An 18,099-nucleotide genomic window follows, 5' to 3' on the forward strand; every position below is an offset into this window, starting at 1 on the left:
ACAATATGGATATTCAGCACTCCCCCAAAACCGGAAAACGCCCCAGGGAGCAAAACATGAGCGATGTTGATTTGATCGAGCGCCTGGCCGAAGCGGTCGCCCAGCGGATGACACCACCGATCCCGCTGGCCGTGGACCTGTGGGATATTGCAACGATTGCCGCGTACTTGAAACGGGAACCAGGTACGGTTCGGGAACAGATCGCATGCCTGCCTTCATTCCCGAAGGCCATCCGTCTGCCGACATCGAAGGGCCGCGCGCAGCCCCTGTACAATGCAAAAGAAGTGATCGCTTGGGTTCAATCGTACCGCGAGAAAAATTAATTTCGATTACGCCAAATTTACGCCAAAGCACCGGAAACCCGCATTAATATGCGGTAAACGATTCCGGCTCCCGGCACCACAGAACATGTTTTGGCAATACCTGATCAAACCCGCCCATCGCCAGATGTTGCGGGTTTTTTTGCGCCAACGGCTAGCCTCAGTTCCAACCCCGCCTTCACCCCTTCCCACTCCGTATCGATAATGCTGAAACGCACGGAGTTGCGCTTGCGGCCGTCGGGCATGATGCGCTCATGGCGCACAATGCCTTCCTGGACGGCGCCCAGGCGCAAAATGGCGGCGCGCGATTTGTCGTTCAGTTCGTCAGTGGTCAATTGCACGCGCACGGCGTGCATGACCTCGAAGGCATGCGTCAGCAGCAGCAGTTTCGCTTCCGTGTTCACGCCGGAGCGTTGCACGGAAGCGGCTAGCCAGGTATGACCGATCTCCATCTTGCGGTTGGCGCGATCGATTTTCCAGAAGCGCGTGCTGCCGACGATGGCGCCCGTGACCCGTTGCACGATGACGAAGGGCATGACGCTGCCGGCGCGCAGTCCTTCCAGGGCCGTGGCGATGTAGGCGGCCATGGTGGCGGGGCCGGGCACCACGGTGACCGTCATGTTCCACAGTTCGCCATCGGCGGCCGCCTGCAGCAGCTGCGGCCCGTGTTCCGGCTGCAGCGGCAGCAGCTCGACCAGCTGGCCGCGCAGGGCGATCTCCATCGCTTGCTCCATCCGGCTATCCAAACGGCCGCACGCCAAACAGCACGCCGTGCAGCCAGAACGCCAGCAGCAACCACAGCACCACGCCCACGCCGATGGCGAGCAAGGTGCCTTGCACGGTGCCGCCCTGATACGCGACGCCGGCCGCGCGGTCGCGTTGCACGGCGGCGTACAGATCAACCAGCGACCAGACGAGGAAGCCGCCGAACAGCAGCACATCGGCCACGTTGCCGTTGGCCAGCAGATGCGCCACGGCCCAGAGTTGCGTGCCCAGCAGCATGGGATGGTGCACCCAGGTCTTGATGTGGTTGCGCGGCACATAGACTGCCGCCAATAAGATCAGCGAGAACAGCATCAACAGGCCGCTGGCGTGGCGCATGCCCATGGGCGGCGTCCACAGCACCTGTGGCTGCTGGCGCGCCAGGCCGTAGCCCCAGATGATCAAGCCCAGCCCGGCAAACGCCACGAGCGAATACAGCCCCTTCCAGCGTTTTTCACCGAGGCGCGCCAGCTGGACGCTGCGCCAGCCGTCGGCGACGATGCGCACCGAGTGCAAACCCAGGAACAGCAGCAAACCGAGTATCAGCACCGTCATCGTCTTCTCCCGCAGTCATTACCAGCTATCGAGCATAACCCACGCCCAGGCCATTACCATCCGCGCAGATCAACGTTCCTCGCGATAGTAATCGCAGCCTTTAAAAGTGGTGCGCAGCGCCTGCTGCAGCTGGGCATAGCGCTCCGGCGTCAAATTAAAACGCACGTCGATCTGGCCGTCGTCATCCATCTGCATGGCCGCCTCGGCATCCATCTGCACGGACAGGCGGTTCGGATGCAGGATCACGGCGTGCATGTGGCCATACCAGGCAAATTCCTGGCCGCCGTATTCGATGTAGGGCTCGTCCATGCCCATGGCCACGTCCTGCTCGTCATACTCGTCGGCGCGCTGCAGCATCAGGTAGACGGGCTCGCCTTTACCGGCTGGCGCGGCGAGGGTGGTGATCAGGGCGTCGTCTTCATTGATAACAGACAACTCGGTGGCGGTAAATCCTGCGGACATGGCGTGCTTTCAACAAATGTATGGATGACGCCACCATAGCGCAAAAGACGCCCGGACAGAATACCCGCGACAAATAAAGCGTGCCGCCCCGGAACAGCATCGCCGCCTATAATTGCCGCTCCAAACTATTTCTACAGGAGACCGCCTTGACCGCAGCATCGCCCTACACCACCCGCCTGGCCATTCCCACCATCGCCACCTACCAGCAGCTGCGCGTTGCTGCCGGCCTGAGCGCGAAAAGCACGGAAGCGGCGGCCAAGGGCTTGCCCCACTCCCTGTTTGCCGTGCAAGTGCTGCACGGCGACGCCGTGGTGGGCATGGGCAGGGTCATCGGCGATGGCGGCTGCTTCTTCCAGGTGGTCGATATCGCCGTGCTGCCGGCCCATCAGGGCAAGGGCCTGGGCAAGCTGATCATGCGCGAAATCCGCCAGTTCATCGACAGCGACGTGCCGGAAAGCGCGTATGTCAGCCTGATCGCCGATGGCCAGGCGCAAGACCTGTACGCGCAGTTCGGTTTTCAGCACACGGCGCCCGCCTCGCTCGGCATGGCGCTGAAACGCTAGGCGTCCGGTGCCGGCCTGGCTGCTATCCACCATGGCGCTGGCGCTGGCGCTGCTGCTGTCGGCCGGCGCCTGGCGCGCCGAGCGCCTGCTGCAGCGGCGCGGGCGCACGACGCGCTGGCTGTGGCTGACAGCCATCGCCGCCTCCGTGCTGCTGCCGCTGGCATGGCTGCCCGGCGTGCTGGCGGCCATGCCGGCGGAACAGGCGCAGCTGAAACTGGGCTGGTTTGTCTTGTCGGTGGGCATGCTGCTGCTGTTGGCGCTGCGCAGCGTCTGGCTGCTGTCGCACCAGCGCCGCTGGCAAAAAACATCGTTGCTGGGCACGCCCGTATTTCTCAGCGGCGGCATCGGTCCCTGCGTGGCGGGGCTGCTGCGGCCGCGCATCGTGATGCCCGTCTGGCTGTCGCTGATTCCACCCGAGCAACAGGCGCTGCTGCTGGCGCACGAGCAATGCCGGCTGGCCGCGCGCGACCCGCAATGGCTGGCCCTGGCGCATGCCTTGATTATTCTCATGCCGTGGAACTTGCCCCTGTGGTGGCAGTTGCACCGGCTGCGCTTTGCCATCGAGGTCGATTGCGACGCGCGCATGCTGGCGCACGGCCACGCGCTGCGCGACTATGCCATCGTCCTGCGCCGGCACGGCCAGTATTATTCCGGCTTGACGGGCGCCTCGCCCATCGTGCTGAGTGACCCGCTGGCGCTGCGCCGGCGGCGCCGCATCATGGCGAGGATTATCCAGGGCCGCACGGCGAACTTGCTATAGTAGCGGCAGCGACGCGCTGCGGGTTTGCGCCCCCGGCTTACCCCCTTTAGAAATCAGAGAGATACCATGCTTTACCTGCTTGCCATCGTGATCGTCATCGCCCTGCTGTACTACGTCTTCAGCGGTCGCACGCCCGTCAAACCGCTGCACAAGCCGCTCGTCTCGGTGCGCCAGTACGTGCCGGCGATACCTGCGGGCGCGCCCGCGCACCACTGGAACGATGAGGGCCGCTTTGCGTCGGAAGTGGAAAACGAATCGATGTACCAGCCCGCCATCGCCAAACTGGCCGGCGAGCATGGCCCTGGCAACGCGGAAGAAAAATGCCTGGCCCTGCTCGTCTGCGACGATGCCAATCCGTTCCAGGACAAGGCCATCGCCGTCTTCATCGATGGCCAGCTGGTTGGCTATCTGTCGCACAACGACGCCCTGCGCCTGCGCCGCAACCTGGGCCGCCAGGACCTGGTGGGCCAGCTGACCTCGTGCGACGCCGTCATCCGCGGCGGCGGCCTGTGGAATGGCAAGCGCCTGTCGTATGCCGTGTGGCTGGACTTGCAGCCCTACAATTAAGTGAACTCCCGCCACGGCCAGCGTTGTTGCGTCACACAAGGAAGTGCCGACACGATGCTGCCGACGCCGATGCAGACCACTGGAAGTAGCATGGAGTTCAATGCCATTATGGCTGGCGGTGGGCCAAGCCTTTTGATGCACATCAAATAGATCGCCATTTACGGGCGATGGCCTTGCAGATGGCCGTCGCCCGTGTTTTTTTGACCCATATCAAGCCCAGCATAAGAAAATCGCCGCCAGGCACGGCAACGCTGGACTTGTCCGTGTTGTCTTTTTAGCCTTGTTGCTATCCTGGCTATCGAATGACAATATGGCTTACAAATCCATCCTCGTCCACGCCGACCTGTCGCGCCATGCGCCGCAGCGCATCGCCATCGCCGCGCGGCTGGCGCACGCGCACCAGGCGCACCTGATCGGCGCGGCTATGACGGGCATGTCGCGCTTTTACCTGGAAAACAACCGCGGCATGCGCGGCGCGGCCGCGGCGACGCAGATTTCGGCGCTGCACCGGCATGCCCAGGCGGCGCTGGACCAGTTTACGGAAGTCAACAGCACTGTGGTGGTGGCCTGGGATGGCAGCATGGAAGCGACGCGCGCCATCGGCCACTCCCTGCCCCTGCTGCGCGCGGCGCGCCTGGTGGTGCTGGCCCTGCTGCACCCGCCGACCGGCCATGCGCAGCCGGCCCGCCATCCGGGCGCCGACATCGCCGCCTACCTGAGCCGCCATGGCGTGCCCGTCGAAGTGCGTCAGACCATCACTACGGGCGACATCGGCGCCGCGCTGCTGGCCACGGCCGCCGAAGTGCATGCGGGCCTGCTGGTGATGGGCGGCTACGGCCACGCGCGCTTCCGCGAAATCCTGCTGGGCGGCGTGACGGAAACCGTGCTGCGCCAGATGACACTGCCCGTGCTGATGGCGCATTGAGGTAAAAAAACCGCGCCACCCTGGCGGATGACGCGGCTTTTACTGAAGAACAGCTTACGCTTTACGCTGAGCGACCGCGTCCACGACACAGAGTGCCGTCATGTTGACGATGCGGCGCACAGTGGCCGATGGCGTCAAAATGTGCACGGGCTTGGCGCAGCCAAGCAGGATAGGACCGACCGCGACGCCGTTGCCGGCAGCAACTTTCACCAGATTGTAGGCGATGTTGGCCGATTCGATGTTCGGCATGACGAGCAGGTTGGCGTCGTGCTTCAGTGCCGAGTTTGGCATGATTTTCTGACGCAGCTTGCTGTCGAGGGCCGTATCGCCATGCATTTCGCCGTCGATTTCCAGATCCGGCGCGCGTTCCTTGATGATGGCCAGCGCGGCGCGCATCTTTTGCGCCGAAGCGCTGTCGCTGGAACCGAAGTTCGAGTGCGACAGCAGGGCCGCGCGCGGCGACAGGCCGAAACGGGTCATCTCTTCGGCAGCCATGATGGTGATCTCGGCCAATTGTTCGGCGTCCGGGTTTTCATTGACGTGCGTGTCAACCATCACCAGCTGGCGCTCCGGCATGATCAGCACGTTCATGGCCGCGTAGACATTGCTGCCGGCGCGCTTGCCCAGCACCTGGTCGATGTATTTCAGGTGCAGCTGGGTGGTGCCGAAGGTGCCGCAGATCATGCCGTCGGCATCGCCCTTGTGGATCATCATCGAACCGATCAGGGTGTGGCGGCGGCGCATTTCCAGTTTGGCGTATTCCTCGGTGACGCCCTTGCGGCTGGTCATGGCGTAATATGTGTTCCAGTATTCGCGATAGCGCTCGTCGAAGTCCGGGTTGATGACGTCGAAGTCGACGCCTTGCTTGAGGCGCAGGCCAAACTTCTGGATGCGCGCTTCGAGCACGGGTGGACGGCCCACCAGGATAGGACGCGCCAGTTTTTCATCGACCACCACTTGCACGGCGCGCAGTACGCGCTCTTCTTCGCCTTCGGCGTAGACGATGCGTTTGAGTTCGGCCGGCGTGGACTTGGCCATCAGGAACAGCGGCTTCATGAAGGTGCCGCTGCGGTAGACGAATTGCTGCAGGCTGTCCGCATACGCTTGCAAGTCCTTGATCGGACGCGTGGCGACGCCCGATTCCTCGGCCGCCTTGGCGACGGCCGGGGCGATCTTGATCAGCAAACGGGGATCGAACGGCATCGGGATCAGGTATTCAGGACCGAACGACAGGTTGCTGATACCGTAGGTGGTAGCGACGATGTCCGACTGCTCGGCATGCGCCAGGTCGGCGATCGCGTGCACCACGGCGATTTCCATCTCGCGCGTAATGGTGGTGGCGCCGCAATCGAGGGCGCCGCGGAAGATGTACGGGAAGCACAGCACGTTATTGACCTGGTTCGGATAGTCCGAACGGCCCGTGGCGATGATGGCGTCGCTGCGCACGGCCTTGACTTCTTCCGGCAGGATTTCCGGATTCGGGTTGGCCAGCGCCAGGATCAGCGGGTTCGGCGCCATCTTGCGCACCATGTCTTGTTTCAGCACGCCGCCGGCGGAAACGCCGAGGAAAATGTCTGCGTCCGGAATGACCTCGGCCAGGGTGCGCAGCGGCGTGTCTTGCGCGAAGCGTTCCTTGTCCGGGTCCATCAGTTCCGCGCGGCCCTTGTAGACGACGCCGGCCAGGTCGGTGACGTAGATATTCTTCAGCGGGAAGCCCAGGTCGACGATCAGGTCCAGGCAGGCCAGCGCTGCGGCGCCAGCGCCCGACACGACCAGCTTGCAGTCCTCGATTTTCTTGCCGACGGCTTTCAAGCCGTTCAGGATGGCCGCGCCGACGATGATGGCGGTGCCGTGCTGGTCGTCATGGAAAACGGGAATCTTCATGCGGTCGCGCAGCTGGCGCTCGATGTAAAAACACTCGGGCGCCTTGATGTCTTCCAGGTTCACGCCGCCGAAGGTCGGTTCCAGCGAAGCGATGATGTCAACCAGTTTATCCGGGTCCATCTCGTTGATTTCGATGTCGAAGACGTCGATGCCGGCGAATTTCTTGAACAGCACGCCCTTGCCTTCCATCACCGGCTTGGCGGCCAGCGGGCCAATATTGCCCAGCCCCAGCACGGCCGTGCCGTTGGTGATGACGGCCACCAGGTTGCCGCGCGCCGTATATTTATAGGCATTCGCCGGATCGATGACGATTTCTTCGCACGGTGCCGCCACGCCTGGCGAGTAGGCCAGCGCCAGGTCGCGCTGGTTGGTCAGTTGTTTGGTGGGCGTCACGCTGATTTTGCCGGGGCGCGGGCACTCGTGATATTCGAGTGCGGCCAAGCGCAATTGTTGACGCAATTCTTCTTTTTTATCAGATGACGAATCCATGCTGTGCTGCCTTCCTGTTTGGTCGATCGGGTGTTCCGGATTTTATCAGACCGATTCTTTCAATTAGCTAGGTATTTTCCGCTAGCCACAGTCTGATATCACGAAAACGCATAACCTAGCATTGTAAGGCCGTCCGGCGGCACAAACGTCTTGAGCAGGAAAAACTATCAAATTTTAGATTTCAATTAGTTTTTATGATAGACGACCAGGGGCACGCCACAGCGGCAGCGCCTCGACGGCGCGCTCGATATCGTCCATATGATCCGCGCCCAAAGTGGCGTCGAACGGCGCGGACAGGATGCCGCGCATCAGCGCCAGGCGCGTCGTGGCTTGCTCCTCATCGATGAAGCGTGTCGTCTCCGCGCAGTACTGCGCGCGGCGCAGGGCATCGGCGCCGTCATCGTCGCCGTCGGGATAATAGTGGCGGCCGATGTGATGCAGCGACTGCAGCAGGAATTCGATTTCGCGCAAGATGCGCAGCGCATCCTCGCCGGACAGCACGATGCGGCGGTTGGCGGGCAGCAGCGAGGGTGGAGTAGCTGGGCTATTCAAAATTTTCATCAGTCAGGAATGCATAGTCGCCATCGATCAGCATTTGCAGATAAGCCTCGAAGCTGTCGGCGATGACCTGGTAATTGTCCGGGTCATGCAGGAAACGCACCACCTGCCCGACCTTGCCCGACGTCGTGGGCGTGAAATCGATATACAGCCGTGAAGAGCCGCCATTATTCATGCAATGCGAAAAACACAGGCGCTGGCCCTGTTTGATAGCGGCGTCGATGCGGGCATCGACGATGCCGGAGTCTTCTTCCAGGTAATGGCCATAGATATCGGCGATGCTGCGCTGGTTCGCTTGCCCGTCTGCCAGTATCTGCTCGACGGAACTCAGGTAATACGGATACTCGAAGACGTCCGAGCCCAGCATGTACACCAGCACCGTGCCACCGGCATACTCCTGGTAGTAGGTGCCGTTGTACTTGCCCAGCAAGCGCAGCAGGCTGTCCGGGCACAGCCGATACGTTTGGCGCAGGCTGGCCAGTTGCGCCGCGCTGGCGCCGCTGGCCAGTGCCAGCTCCGCCAGCGGCTCCGGCGGCAAGGCCTTGAGCACGCCTGCGAGATAGTGGTCGACGATATCCATACGTGGCTGGCTCCTGATTTGACGAGTTGGCGCAATATAGCAGCTCAGGATACGCGGCGGGCGCACGGCTGGACCAGCATCCCGCCCGGCGCGAAGCGCACGGCGATCAGCAATAGCACCACCACGCCGCCCGCCATCACCATCCACGCCTGGGCCAGGCTGGACGAGTGCTGGCGGATCAGGCCGGCGATGAAGGGCATGCTGCTGGCGATGATGTAGCCACCGCCCTGCACAAAGCCCAGCAAGGCGCCGGCGCTGGCCGGGTCATGCACGTGGTCCATGCTGACGATCAGCGACAGGGGGAACAGCGCGCCGATGCCGCAGCCCAGCAGGATCACGGCGGGCAGCGCCAGTTGCGCGGGCGCCACGATCAGGCAAGCCAGTCCCGCCAGCACGGATAGCAAGACGGACAGCAGCAGGATGCGGCGGTCGGGGAAGCGGTGGATGATGCTGGAAATCACCAGTCCCGCCAGCACTTCCACCAGGGTCAGGCCGCCGAGCAGCAAGCCGCTGTCGGCCGCGCTCCAGCCCAGTTCCGTGTAAAACGGCGGCAGCCAGGCCAGCACCAGGGTATACGCGCCCGTGCCGATGCCGAAAAACACCATCAGCAGCCAGGCGCGACGACTGCCCACGGGCAGGCTGGCGCCGGCGCCGCTGGCCACCTCCACGCGCGAAGCAGATGCGCGGCGCCACAGCAGGGCGGCGGCCAAGGCAGGCAGCGCCCACAGGGCCAGCAGCGCCTGCCAGCCCAGCGACTGCGCCAGCGGCGAGGCGGACGCGGCGGCAATGGCCGCCCCGCCCATGATGCCCGTCGTGTAAAACCCCATCAACTGGCCCGCCCGCGCGGGAAAATGGCGCTTGATGAAGGCTGGCAGCAAGGCTTGCACCAGCGCAATGCCCAGGCCGCCCAGGGCTGCAGTGGCGATCAGCCCGCTGCTGCCGTGCAGAGGCCAGCGCAGCGCGCAGGCGGCAGCGATGATGGCGATGCCGATGCCGATGCCGCGCGCCACGCCCAGGCGGCGCTGCAGTTGCGCGCCCGCCAGCGCGCACACGCCCATGGCGAACACGGGCACGGTGGTCAGCAAGCCAGCGTCGGCATTGCTGATGCCCGTGCTGGCCTGAATGCTGTCAAGCAAGGGGCCGATGGCGGCCAGAATGGGGCGCAGGTTCAGGCCCAGCAGGATGATGGCGGCCACCAGCAGGGCGGACGAGGGAAGCGGAGCAGAGACGGGGCGTTCGGATGGCATGGGATAGTAGTCCTTGCCTCGCAGGGAGGCACATGGTTTAATGCGTCATATAAATAACTCGATGAAAAGTATCTTAACATAGAGATAGAAATCTATCTTGATGTCGAGATAAATGCATGCCCATGACAACTACCCCGCAAGAACATACGCGCGCGCAATTTGCCGCAGCACAATGGCAGCGCGAATTGCCACAGATGGATACGCGTGCCATGCAGCTGGTGGGCCAGCTGGGCACGGTGGCGCAGCTGATGGCGCGCGACTGGCTCAACCCGCTGTTTGCCGAGCACGGCTTGCAACCGGGCGAATTCGACGTGCTGGCGACATTGCGCCGCTCGGGCGCGCCCTACAGCCTGACGCCGACGGCGCTGTACGAGGCGGCCATGCTGTCGTCGGGTGGCATGACCAACCGCATCGACCGACTGGAAGCGGCCGGCCTGATCGAACGCCAGAAGCACCCGACGGACCGGCGCGGCGTGCTGGTGGCCCTGACGCCCCGGGGCCTGGCATTGATTGAACAACTGGTGCTGCTGCACGTGGACAACGAACGCGCCATGCTCTCGCCCTTGAACGCGGACGAGCAGCGCCAGCTCGACCAGTTGCTGGCCAAGCTGCTGCAGGGCATGGCGCAGGCGAAGAAAGGCTAAGCGAGCAAGCCTGCCAGCTCGCGCAGCGCCGCATTGCCGCGCCGTGCCAGGCGCTGCAGTTCAGCCGGGTCGCGGCTGTCGTACAGGGCCTGGACATGGCCCACGCTGGCCGCGCGCAAATCGATATCGCTGTCGCGGTCTGGCACATGGGCGTCGGCCACATGCCCCTCCACCAGAGTCAGGTAGTAATGACGGGGCTTGCCCCACAAGTTGGCGGAAAACTGCAGCACCAGGCCGCTGTCGAACAGCAGGGCGCCGCTGCGGCCACCCTGCTCCAGCAGCACGCGAAACGCCGGCAAGGGCTGCTGCGCCGCGCGCAGAAAACCGGCCAGTTGCACCTGATAGCCGAGGCCCAGGCCATTCGCGCCCAGCTGGCCGCGCTGCAGATACGCCTTGAACGAGGCCTGTACCGGCCGCCGCCCCCTGCGGAACAGGCGCTCATCCTCGTACAGGCACAGCTGGCCGCCGTCGCTGACGGCATCGAAGCCGTGCGCCACCAGCTCCTGCGCCTCGAAGGTGGCCAGGCCAACGGCTTGCGGGTCGCGCAGCCAGCCATGGTCTAGCCAGGATTGCAACAGGACGTGAATATCGATGATGGGCATAGTAAGCGGCTCGGCAGTGGCAAAGGCCTGTATTGTAGGCCAGCCTATAATAGCCGGGCCACACCATCATTCAACGCACAGACTACGCCATGGCCCCACACGACGCGCTTTCCGAATTCGACCTGATCAAACAATATTTCGTGCGCCAGCGCCCCGGCCGCGCCACCCTGGGCATCGGCGACGATTGCGCGCTGCTCACGCCAAGTGCCGGCAAGCAGATCGCCATCTCCTCGGACATGCTGGTCGAGGACCGGCACTTCTTTGCCGGTGCCGACGCCCGCATGCTGGGGCACAAGAGCCTGGCCGTAAACCTGTCCGACCTGGCCGCCATGGGCGCGCGTCCCGTGGCATTTACCCTGGCCCTGTCGCTGCCGCAAGCCGAGCGCGCCTGGCTGGCCGCCTTTGCCGAAGGCCTGTTTGCGCTGGCCGACGCATTTGGCTGCGAATTGATCGGCGGCGACACCACCAAGGGCCCGCTGAACATCTGCATCACCGTATTCGGCGAACTGGCGCCGGGCCAGGCCTTGCGCCGCAGCGCGGCCGTGGCGGGCGACGACATCTGGGTCAGCGGCACCGTGGGCGACGCGCGCCTGGCGCTGGCCGGCTACCGCATGGAGCAGCAGTTGGCGCCAGACGACCTGCTGACTGCCGCCGCGCGCATGCACACGCCCACGCCGCGCGTGGCGCTGGGCTGCGCCCTGGCAGAGCAAGGCCTGGCGCATGCGGCCATCGACATCTCCGACGGCTTGGTGGGCGACCTGGGCCATATTCTGAAGGCATCGCAAGTGGGCGCCACCCTGGACGTCGACGCCCTGCCTGCCGGTCCCGTGCTGGCGCAGCAGGAAACCGGCCTGCGCCGCCGCTACACGGCCGCCGGTGGCGACGACTATGAACTGTGCTTCACGGCGCCTCCATCGTCGCGCGAAGCCATCACCGCCCTGGCCATCGCCTGCGGCACCCCCGTCACTCGGGTTGGACGCATCGAGGCGCAAACTGGCTTGCGGCTGGTGGATGCGACAGGCTTGCCGCTCGATTTGCAGTTATCGTCCTTCGACCACTTCAGCGAGTAAACATCCGGGCAAACCTATAACGCATCGCCATGTCCGACTTACGATACTCGCTGTTCTCAAGCACGGCTGCGCATCTCTGCCAACGGGATGCCAAGCCTTCTGCAACTCGCCAAGGAACTCTGCGCAAGAAGCAATAGCGAAAAATTTTGCAATTAATTGCAAAAAAGCCCGCAAATGCGGGCTTTTTAACGTGCTTGAGTAAAATTATCTAGGCCGGCTGGCCGTCATCTGGGATCGCATGATCTTGCTCGCCTCCGACAGGATGTTGTTCTCGCTCATCGTTCGGCGCAGATCCGCCATCAGTTCGTTCTGGCTGCTGCTCATCGCGCGAGTTGGCGTCGAAACCTTGCTCTGCGCTGGCAAAGGATTCAGGAACATTCTCATCTTGACTCTCCGTAGGTGCTTCAGGTTGTTGTTGCAAAATTTCATTAAAGGCTTCTACTATAGCAGAAGTTGATGAGCCAAGTTTTGACATTGGGTGGTTGCGGAAGCTGTTGCAAAGCCACTGTTCATGCGGATTCGGCTTTGTAACTTCCTTGAAAAGTTGTCGCGCTTCAGACCGGTCAATGACAAAACCATGCGTTGGATAACCCATAATTAGCTTGTTCAGAGAGTGTTCGATCAAGCTTTTTGACTTTGAATCGAGTCGTTCACCATAGTGCCGGGCGATCTGGAGCGCAGCATTCATTTCACCAAGCTTCACAGGATCAACCTGTGCAAACAACGGTTCATAGAGTCCAATGACCAAGCCACTTGCGATCTCAGAGGCGATTTTAGTGCTTAACCCCGCACCGCCATTGATATCGATCAAATATGTTTTAAAGGACTGAAGTGCCTCGTCTTGAAGGTAGGTCACACCCCGTAGGATGTCAAGCCCCGAACTTTGTTGAAACAATTCGTCTTGTTTGCGTAGCTGAACATCAAGCGGGCCTAACTCTGCTTGGTCAGCCATCACCAATCGTGTCGCTCCAATGCATATCAACGTGCCAGCACTCTTGCAAAATGCCGGGATGAGGATGGAAAAATTGTCAGCACCATAATTATGAATCGCTGCCCGAGCGATGCGATACCCAGCATTCGGATCTCCACCATAGGTGTTGAGCACCATGAGCAGTTTCTTGCGACGAGGCTTTTCCAGCAGACGGCAAAATTTGTCATACCCTTCGCGTGCGATACCGCCGGAATAAATTACTACGTCAGTATCGTTATCAGCAAAATGGGCCTGACACTCGGCAAGATCAATAGTCATGTCTAAAATTGTAAATTTGAAAACCTAAGTATATGTACTTTCTTAGCAACAATTATCTCTAAATGTAACAACCCTGCTAATTGTGGAGTTTGATTTAATCAGCGAATACAAGCTGCATCAATGATAAATAGCCCAAAGGCGAGTGCCTTCACTACAGCAACAGTGCATATAGTGAGGTGAGCCTGTCGAGAGATAGAAAACAGTGTCGACGAATGCGAGTTCCCTTCGGAAAGGCAACAAGGCAGAGCAGAACGATGCTACCGCACCGCCACGCGCGCCAGCCCCGGCTGGTTCACCATCCAGTAGTGCTGGAAGGCCAGGCGGATGTTGTCGCGCAGCTGGGTGTCATCCCACGGTTTCGTATAAAAACGGTAGATGGCGCCCCGGTTGATCGAGTCGAGTACCGCTTCCAGGCCCGTGTAGCCGGACAGGATGATGCGGATGGTTTCCGGGTACAGCTCTTTGACTTTGCTGAGGAATTCCGTGCCGCTCATGCTGGGCATGCGCTGGTCGCAGACAATCACGTGCACGCGGTGCAGGGCCAGCATCTCGAAGCCTTCGGCCGGCGTGCTGGCCGTGAGAATCTGATAACCCTCGGGACGGAACAAGCGGTGCAGCGACGACAGCACGTTGACGTCGTCGTCGACGATGAGCAGGGTTTGCGCCGGCTGGGCGGCCGGATCGTGACCGGGCGGCAGGCCGGCACCGGCGACGATCATCTGCCCCAGCTCCAGCGCCGGCAGGGCGCGGCTGAAATAAAAGCCCTGGATTTCATCGCAGCGGTTGCGCCGCAGGTATTCGAGCTGCGGGCGCGACTCCACGCCCTCAGCCACCACGCTCAGCTTGAGGCTGTGCGCCATGCTGACAATGGCCAGCGCGATGGCCGCATCGTTCGGGTTGCTGGTGATATTGCGCACGAAGGCAATGTCGATTTTGAGCTTGTCGATGGGGAAGCGTTGCAGATACGCCAGACTGGAGTAGCCGGTGCCGAAATCATCGATGGCCACCTTCACGCCGATTTTTTTCAATTTGCCCAGCACGACGATGGTGCGCTCGGCATTCGACATCAGCGCCGTTTCCGTCAGCTCCAGCTCCAGCAGTTCCGGCGCCACGCCATGCTGCGCCAGCGCGCGCGTCACCTCGCCTTCCAGGTCGCCTTCGGCAAACTGGCGGCTTGAGACGTTCACGGCCACGTGCACGAGCCCCACTTCGCTGTCGCGCCACTCGGCGATCTGGCGGCAGGCGGCCTGGATCAACCAGGCGCCCACGCGCACGATCAGGCCCGTGTCTTCCAGCACGGGCACGAATTCGGCCGGCGCCACCAGGCCGTAGCCGGGCCGGCGCCAGCGCAGCAGCGCTTCCACGCCGCTGATGCGGCCCGTGCGCAAGTCCACTTTCGGCTGGTAGTACAGGATGAATTGCTCGTGTTCGAGCGCATGGCGCAGCGCCAGTTCCAGGTCCAGGCGCGCCAGCACCTGCACGTTCATGCCGGCCGTGAAAAAGCGGTAGCCGTCGCGCCCCGCCTGCTTGGCGCCGCCCATGGCCGTATTCGCATACTTGATCAGGGTTTCCGGGTCGGTGGCGTCGTCCGGATACATGGCGATGCCGATGCTGGCCGTCAGGGTGGCCGCGTGGCCGCGCAAGTCGAACGGTGCGCGCAAGGCTTCGCGCACCTGGTTGGCCACCGCCACGGCTTCCTGCTGGTTGCGGCTCATGGTCAGGATCAGCGCGAATTCGTCGTTGCCCAGGCGCCCCACCGTGTCGCGCAGGCGCACGCACTCGACCAGGCGGTTGCTGAACTGGCGCAGCAGTTCATCGCCCAGCGCAGCGCCCAGGGTGTCGTTGATACTTTTAAAACGGTCCAGCGCGATGAACAGCACCACGATGCGCCAGCTTTTTTCCTGCGCCAGTTCGACGGCCTGGGCCAGTGTCTGGTAAAACAGGCCGCGGTTCGGCAGCCCCGTCAAGCCATCGTAATGGGCCAGGTGTTTCAGGCGCTCCTGCGCCTGGCGCCGTTCGCTGATGTCGCGCGCCACGGCGATTAGCAGCAGGCCACCCGTTCCCTGTCCGCCCGCCACGGGCGCTTGCGCATACCAGTGCCAGCCCAGTTCCACGGGCACCAGGCTCAGGTCGCGCCGCACCAGTTCGCATTCCGTCACGTCCGTGGCCAGGTGGGCCGGGCCACCCGGCAGCGCGGCCAAGGGTGGGGCCGGCGGCGACGGCAGCAAGGTGCCGGGCGCCAGCGTCAGCAGTTCAGCGCGCGCATAGCCGAGCAGGCGGCACGCGCCGTCGTTGGCGTCCACCAGGGTCATGCCCTGCACGTCGACGAGGAAGATGGCGTCGGTGGTGGCGTCCATGGCGCCGCGAAAGCGCTGCAGTTCGGCCGTGCGCTGGCCCACCATGCGTTCGAGCAGCGTGTTGTAATGGCGTGCGGCGCGGTGCAGCAGCCGCACTTCGAGCATGTTGCGGATGCGCGTGAGCACTTCGAGCGCGTCAACCGGCTTGCTGATGAAGTCGCGCGCGCCAGCTTCCAGAGCGGCCAGCTTGGCGTCCGGGTCGGCGGCGATCACCAGCACGGGCAAATAGCCTTCCAGCTCCAGCGGACGCAGCGCATCCATCACGGCATAGCCGCTCATATCGGGCATGACCAGGTCGAGGATGATCAGGTCAAACTGATGGCGCTGATGCAGGCCGGCCACGGCGCGCGCATCGAGTGTGCTGGTGATGGCCGTGTAACCGCCACTGTCGAGCAGATGCTCGAGCAGGCGCAAATTGACTTCCTGGTCGTCGACGATGAGAATTTTCGCCGCATGGATATCGACCTGGCTGATCATGCCGCACCCTTGTCTTTCTGCCGGCGCTGCTGCGCCACATACGCCAGGGTGCTGTTGATCGCCTCGGTAAATTCATCGAGGTTGATCGGCTTGGTGAGATAGCGGTAAAAACCCAGCGCCATGCTGCGCTCCACATCGCCCGGCATGGCGTTGGCCGTCAGGGCGATGACGGGAATGTGCGCCGTGCGCGGATCGGCGCGCAGCAGTTTCAGGGCATCCGTGCCGTTCACATTTGGCAGGTTGATATCCATCAAGATCAGTTGTGGCAAATGCGTGCGCGCCATCTCCACGCCCAGGCGGCCATCCGTTGCCGTCAGCAGCTGCAATTGCGGGCAGTAGCGCACGATTTCCTCGACCAGGGTCAGGTTGGCGGGATTGTCTTCCACGTACAGCAAGGTCACGGGGGCGCTGTTGTCGAGCAGCGCGCCGGCCAGGTCCGGCCGCGGCAAGGCCGGGGCCACGGGTACGGGCAAGGCGTCGACAACGCGCAGCTCGATCCAGAACGTGCTGCCCTCGCCGGGCGCGCTGGCCACGCCGATGCTGCCGTCCATCAGCTCCACCAGGCGCTTGGTGACCACCAGGCCGATGCCGCTGCCTTCTTCCGTGCCACCTTCCTGCCCCAGCCGGTTGAAGGGCTGGAACAGCAGCGCCAGCTGTTCGGCATCGAGGCCCACGCCCGTGTCACGCACGCTGATGCGCACCCGCCCACCCGCCTGCGGCGCGCAATCGATGGCCACCTGCCCCTGCGCGCGGTTGTACTTGAGCGCATTCGACAGCAGGTTCAATAAAATCTGCTTGAGGCGCGTGCGGTCGGCCAGCACGTTGAGGGGACAGGCATCGGGGAAGGCCATGCCGATGCCGCGCTGGCTGGCCAGCGGCGCGATCATGTCGCGGCACTCCTGCAAGATGGCGTCCAGGCCCACCGGTTCGAGCGACAGGCTGACCGTGCCCGATTCCACCTTCGCCAGGTCGAGGATTTCATTGATCAAGGTCAGCAAATGGCGCCCCGATTTCAGGATATGGCCGGCGAACTCCTTCTTTTGCGCCAGGGTCGACGGCAGGCGGTCGGAGCTGAGGATTTGCGCGAAGCCCAGGATGGCGTTCAGCGGCGTGCGCAATTCATGGCTCATCGACGACAGGAACGCCGACTTGGCATAGTTGGCGCTGCGCGCCTCCTCCATCGCCATGGCCAGTTCGCCATTCGTCATTTCCAGCTGCATCGTGCGCTCGTGCACGCGCACTTCCAGTTCCTGGTTCAGGCGCATGACTTCCTGCTGCGCCTGGGTGCGTTGCTCGCCTTCACGCGCCAGTTCGCCGTTCGAGCGCTCCAGCGCGTGCGTGCGCAGCTCGATCTCGGCCAGCATCTTGTTGAAGGAATCGACCAGCTGCGCCACTTCGTCGTCGCTGAGCTTGCGCGCGCGGCGCGAATAGTCGCCCGTCTCGATCACTTCGCGCGCCACGTCGGCGATATCGAGGATGGGCTGCGTGATGACGAAATCGAGGCGGCGCAGCAGCAGCAAGGCCACCAGCAGCGCCAGCACCGTCACGCCCAGCGCGATGGCCAGGTAGTCGGCCGTGCGGCCGGCCAGCTCATAATCGGCGCGCAGATACACGGTGCCCAGCAATTCGCCATTGTCGACGATGGGTTTGAACAGTTCCACCGAACTGCCCTGGATGCTTTCGCCTTCCTTGCCCACCTTCGCAGGCAGCTCGCCCACGCGCTCATTGGCGCGGTAGCTGGCAAACAGGCTGCCATCGGCCTTGTACAGGGCGCCGGCCGTCACGCGCGGGCGGATGCGCATCAGGTTGAGGTTTTCCAGCGCCAGGCGCTCGTCGTCGAAGGCCAGCGCGGCCGAACTCATGTGTCCCAGCAGTTCGGCCTGGGTACTGATGTCGGCCACCAGGTTGCGGTGGTAGGCGCGCAAGTCGTAGCCGACGATGGTGCCCAGCGAAATGACGAGCGCCACCAGGGTGGTCAGCAAGACCACCGACATCAGCTTGCGGCGGATGGAGCGCAGTCGCAGCATG

The 18,099-nt window shown here is 62.9% G+C and carries 18 protein-coding genes; 7 read left to right on the forward strand and 11 right to left on the reverse strand.

Annotation, left to right across the window (positions count from 1 at the left end; genetic code table 11):
* The first annotated feature begins 56 nt into the window (after window positions 1-56).
* A complete protein-coding gene (locus ACQ4W0_RS01235) occupies window positions 57-323 on the forward strand; it encodes a hypothetical protein (RefSeq protein ID WP_436575125.1) in 267 nt (88 codons plus the stop codon).
* Window positions 324-427: 104 nt separating this feature from the next.
* Here ACQ4W0_RS01235 and ACQ4W0_RS01240 read toward each other — a convergent pair whose 3' ends face one another.
* From ACQ4W0_RS01240 to ACQ4W0_RS01250, 3 genes are all read right to left on the reverse strand, one after another.
* Window positions 428-1,042 (reverse strand): GNAT family N-acetyltransferase, encoded by a 615-nt coding sequence (locus ACQ4W0_RS01240; RefSeq protein ID WP_436575126.1) that lies wholly within the window; start codon window positions 1,040-1,042, stop codon window positions 428-430.
* Window positions 1,043-1,058: 16 nt separating this feature from the next.
* Window positions 1,059-1,637, reverse strand: a complete 579-nt coding sequence (locus ACQ4W0_RS01245) for an NnrU family protein (RefSeq protein ID WP_436575127.1) — start codon at window positions 1,635-1,637, stop codon at window positions 1,059-1,061.
* A gap of 69 nt (window positions 1,638-1,706) precedes the next feature.
* Window positions 1,707-2,099, reverse strand: a complete 393-nt coding sequence (locus ACQ4W0_RS01250) for an Imm10 family immunity protein (RefSeq protein WP_436575128.1) — start codon at window positions 2,097-2,099, stop codon at window positions 1,707-1,709.
* A gap of 146 nt (window positions 2,100-2,245) precedes the next feature.
* Here ACQ4W0_RS01250 and ACQ4W0_RS01255 point away from each other — a divergent pair, with 146 nt between their 5' ends.
* The 4 genes from ACQ4W0_RS01255 to ACQ4W0_RS01270 all read left to right on the forward strand — a co-directional run bounded on the left by ACQ4W0_RS01255 (window position 2,246) and on the right by ACQ4W0_RS01270 (window position 4,914).
* Window positions 2,246-2,662, forward strand: a complete 417-nt coding sequence (locus ACQ4W0_RS01255) for a GNAT family N-acetyltransferase (RefSeq protein ID WP_436575129.1) — start codon at window positions 2,246-2,248, stop codon at window positions 2,660-2,662.
* Window positions 2,663-2,669: 7 nt separating this feature from the next.
* The gene (locus ACQ4W0_RS01260; RefSeq protein WP_436575130.1) at window positions 2,670-3,422 is read left to right on the forward strand and encodes a M56 family metallopeptidase; all 753 of its coding nucleotides are present in this window, start codon (window positions 2,670-2,672) and stop codon (window positions 3,420-3,422) included.
* 66 nt (window positions 3,423-3,488) lie between these two features.
* Window positions 3,489-3,989 (forward strand): hypothetical protein, encoded by a 501-nt coding sequence (locus ACQ4W0_RS01265; RefSeq protein WP_436575131.1) that lies wholly within the window; start codon window positions 3,489-3,491, stop codon window positions 3,987-3,989.
* A gap of 310 nt (window positions 3,990-4,299) precedes the next feature.
* Window positions 4,300-4,914, forward strand: a complete 615-nt coding sequence (locus ACQ4W0_RS01270) for a universal stress protein (RefSeq protein WP_436575132.1) — start codon at window positions 4,300-4,302, stop codon at window positions 4,912-4,914.
* A gap of 54 nt (window positions 4,915-4,968) precedes the next feature.
* Here ACQ4W0_RS01270 and ACQ4W0_RS01275 read toward each other — a convergent pair whose 3' ends face one another.
* The 4 genes from ACQ4W0_RS01275 to ACQ4W0_RS01290 all read right to left on the reverse strand — a co-directional run bounded on the left by ACQ4W0_RS01275 (window position 4,969) and on the right by ACQ4W0_RS01290 (window position 9,672).
* On the reverse strand, window positions 4,969-7,287 hold the full coding sequence (locus ACQ4W0_RS01275) for an NADP-dependent malic enzyme (protein WP_436575133.1): 2,319 nt from the start codon (window positions 7,285-7,287) through the stop codon (window positions 4,969-4,971).
* A 192-nt stretch (window positions 7,288-7,479) separates the two neighbouring features.
* Window positions 7,480-7,848, reverse strand: coding sequence for a hypothetical protein (locus tag ACQ4W0_RS01280; protein ID WP_436575134.1), 369 nt, complete (start codon window positions 7,846-7,848; stop codon window positions 7,480-7,482).
* The gene (locus tag ACQ4W0_RS01285) at window positions 7,832-8,425 is read right to left on the reverse strand and encodes an SMI1/KNR4 family protein (RefSeq protein WP_436575135.1); all 594 of its coding nucleotides are present in this window, start codon (window positions 8,423-8,425) and stop codon (window positions 7,832-7,834) included. Before ACQ4W0_RS01285 ends, ACQ4W0_RS01280 begins: the two co-directional genes overlap by 17 nt.
* Window positions 8,426-8,469: 44 nt before the next feature.
* Window positions 8,470-9,672: an MFS transporter gene (locus ACQ4W0_RS01290; protein WP_436575136.1), complete on the reverse strand. Its 1,203-nt coding sequence runs from the start codon at window positions 9,670-9,672 to the stop codon at window positions 8,470-8,472.
* A gap of 122 nt (window positions 9,673-9,794) precedes the next feature.
* On the opposite strand from ACQ4W0_RS01290, the gene ACQ4W0_RS01295 reads away from it, so the two are divergent.
* Window positions 9,795-10,316 carry a MarR family winged helix-turn-helix transcriptional regulator gene (locus ACQ4W0_RS01295; protein ID WP_436575137.1) on the forward strand — a complete coding sequence of 174 codons (522 nt, stop codon included), beginning with the start codon at window positions 9,795-9,797 and terminating at the stop codon, window positions 10,314-10,316.
* Here ACQ4W0_RS01295 and ACQ4W0_RS01300 read toward each other — a convergent pair.
* The gene (locus tag ACQ4W0_RS01300; protein ID WP_436575138.1) at window positions 10,313-10,918 is read right to left on the reverse strand and encodes a hypothetical protein; all 606 of its coding nucleotides are present in this window, start codon (window positions 10,916-10,918) and stop codon (window positions 10,313-10,315) included. The two genes, ACQ4W0_RS01295 and ACQ4W0_RS01300, sit on opposite strands and share 4 nt — an antisense overlap.
* Before the next feature lie 89 nt (window positions 10,919-11,007).
* Between ACQ4W0_RS01300 and thiL the strand changes: the two genes are divergently transcribed.
* A complete protein-coding gene (thiL, locus tag ACQ4W0_RS01305; protein ID WP_436575139.1) occupies window positions 11,008-11,988 on the forward strand; it encodes a thiamine-phosphate kinase in 981 nt (326 codons plus the stop codon).
* Window positions 11,989-12,196: 208 nt separating this feature from the next.
* Here the strand turns inward: thiL and ACQ4W0_RS01310 are convergent, their stop codons facing one another.
* From ACQ4W0_RS01310 to ACQ4W0_RS01320, 3 genes are all read right to left on the reverse strand, one after another.
* Window positions 12,197-13,237, reverse strand: a complete 1,041-nt coding sequence (locus ACQ4W0_RS01310; protein WP_436575140.1) for an SDH family Clp fold serine proteinase — start codon at window positions 13,235-13,237, stop codon at window positions 12,197-12,199.
* A gap of 257 nt (window positions 13,238-13,494) precedes the next feature.
* Window positions 13,495-16,071, reverse strand: a complete 2,577-nt coding sequence (locus tag ACQ4W0_RS01315) for an EAL domain-containing protein (protein ID WP_436575141.1) — start codon at window positions 16,069-16,071, stop codon at window positions 13,495-13,497.
* A complete protein-coding gene (locus ACQ4W0_RS01320; RefSeq protein WP_436575142.1) occupies window positions 16,068-18,098 on the reverse strand; it encodes a sensor histidine kinase, YfiR-like protein-associated in 2,031 nt (676 codons plus the stop codon). The genes ACQ4W0_RS01315 and ACQ4W0_RS01320 overlap by 4 nt, the downstream gene beginning before the upstream one ends.
* Window position 18,099 lies beyond the last annotated feature (1 nt).

The sequence above is a fragment of the Janthinobacterium breve genome (genome assembly GCF_051380895.1).
GTDB lineage: Bacteria > Pseudomonadota > Gammaproteobacteria > Burkholderiales > Burkholderiaceae_D > Janthinobacterium.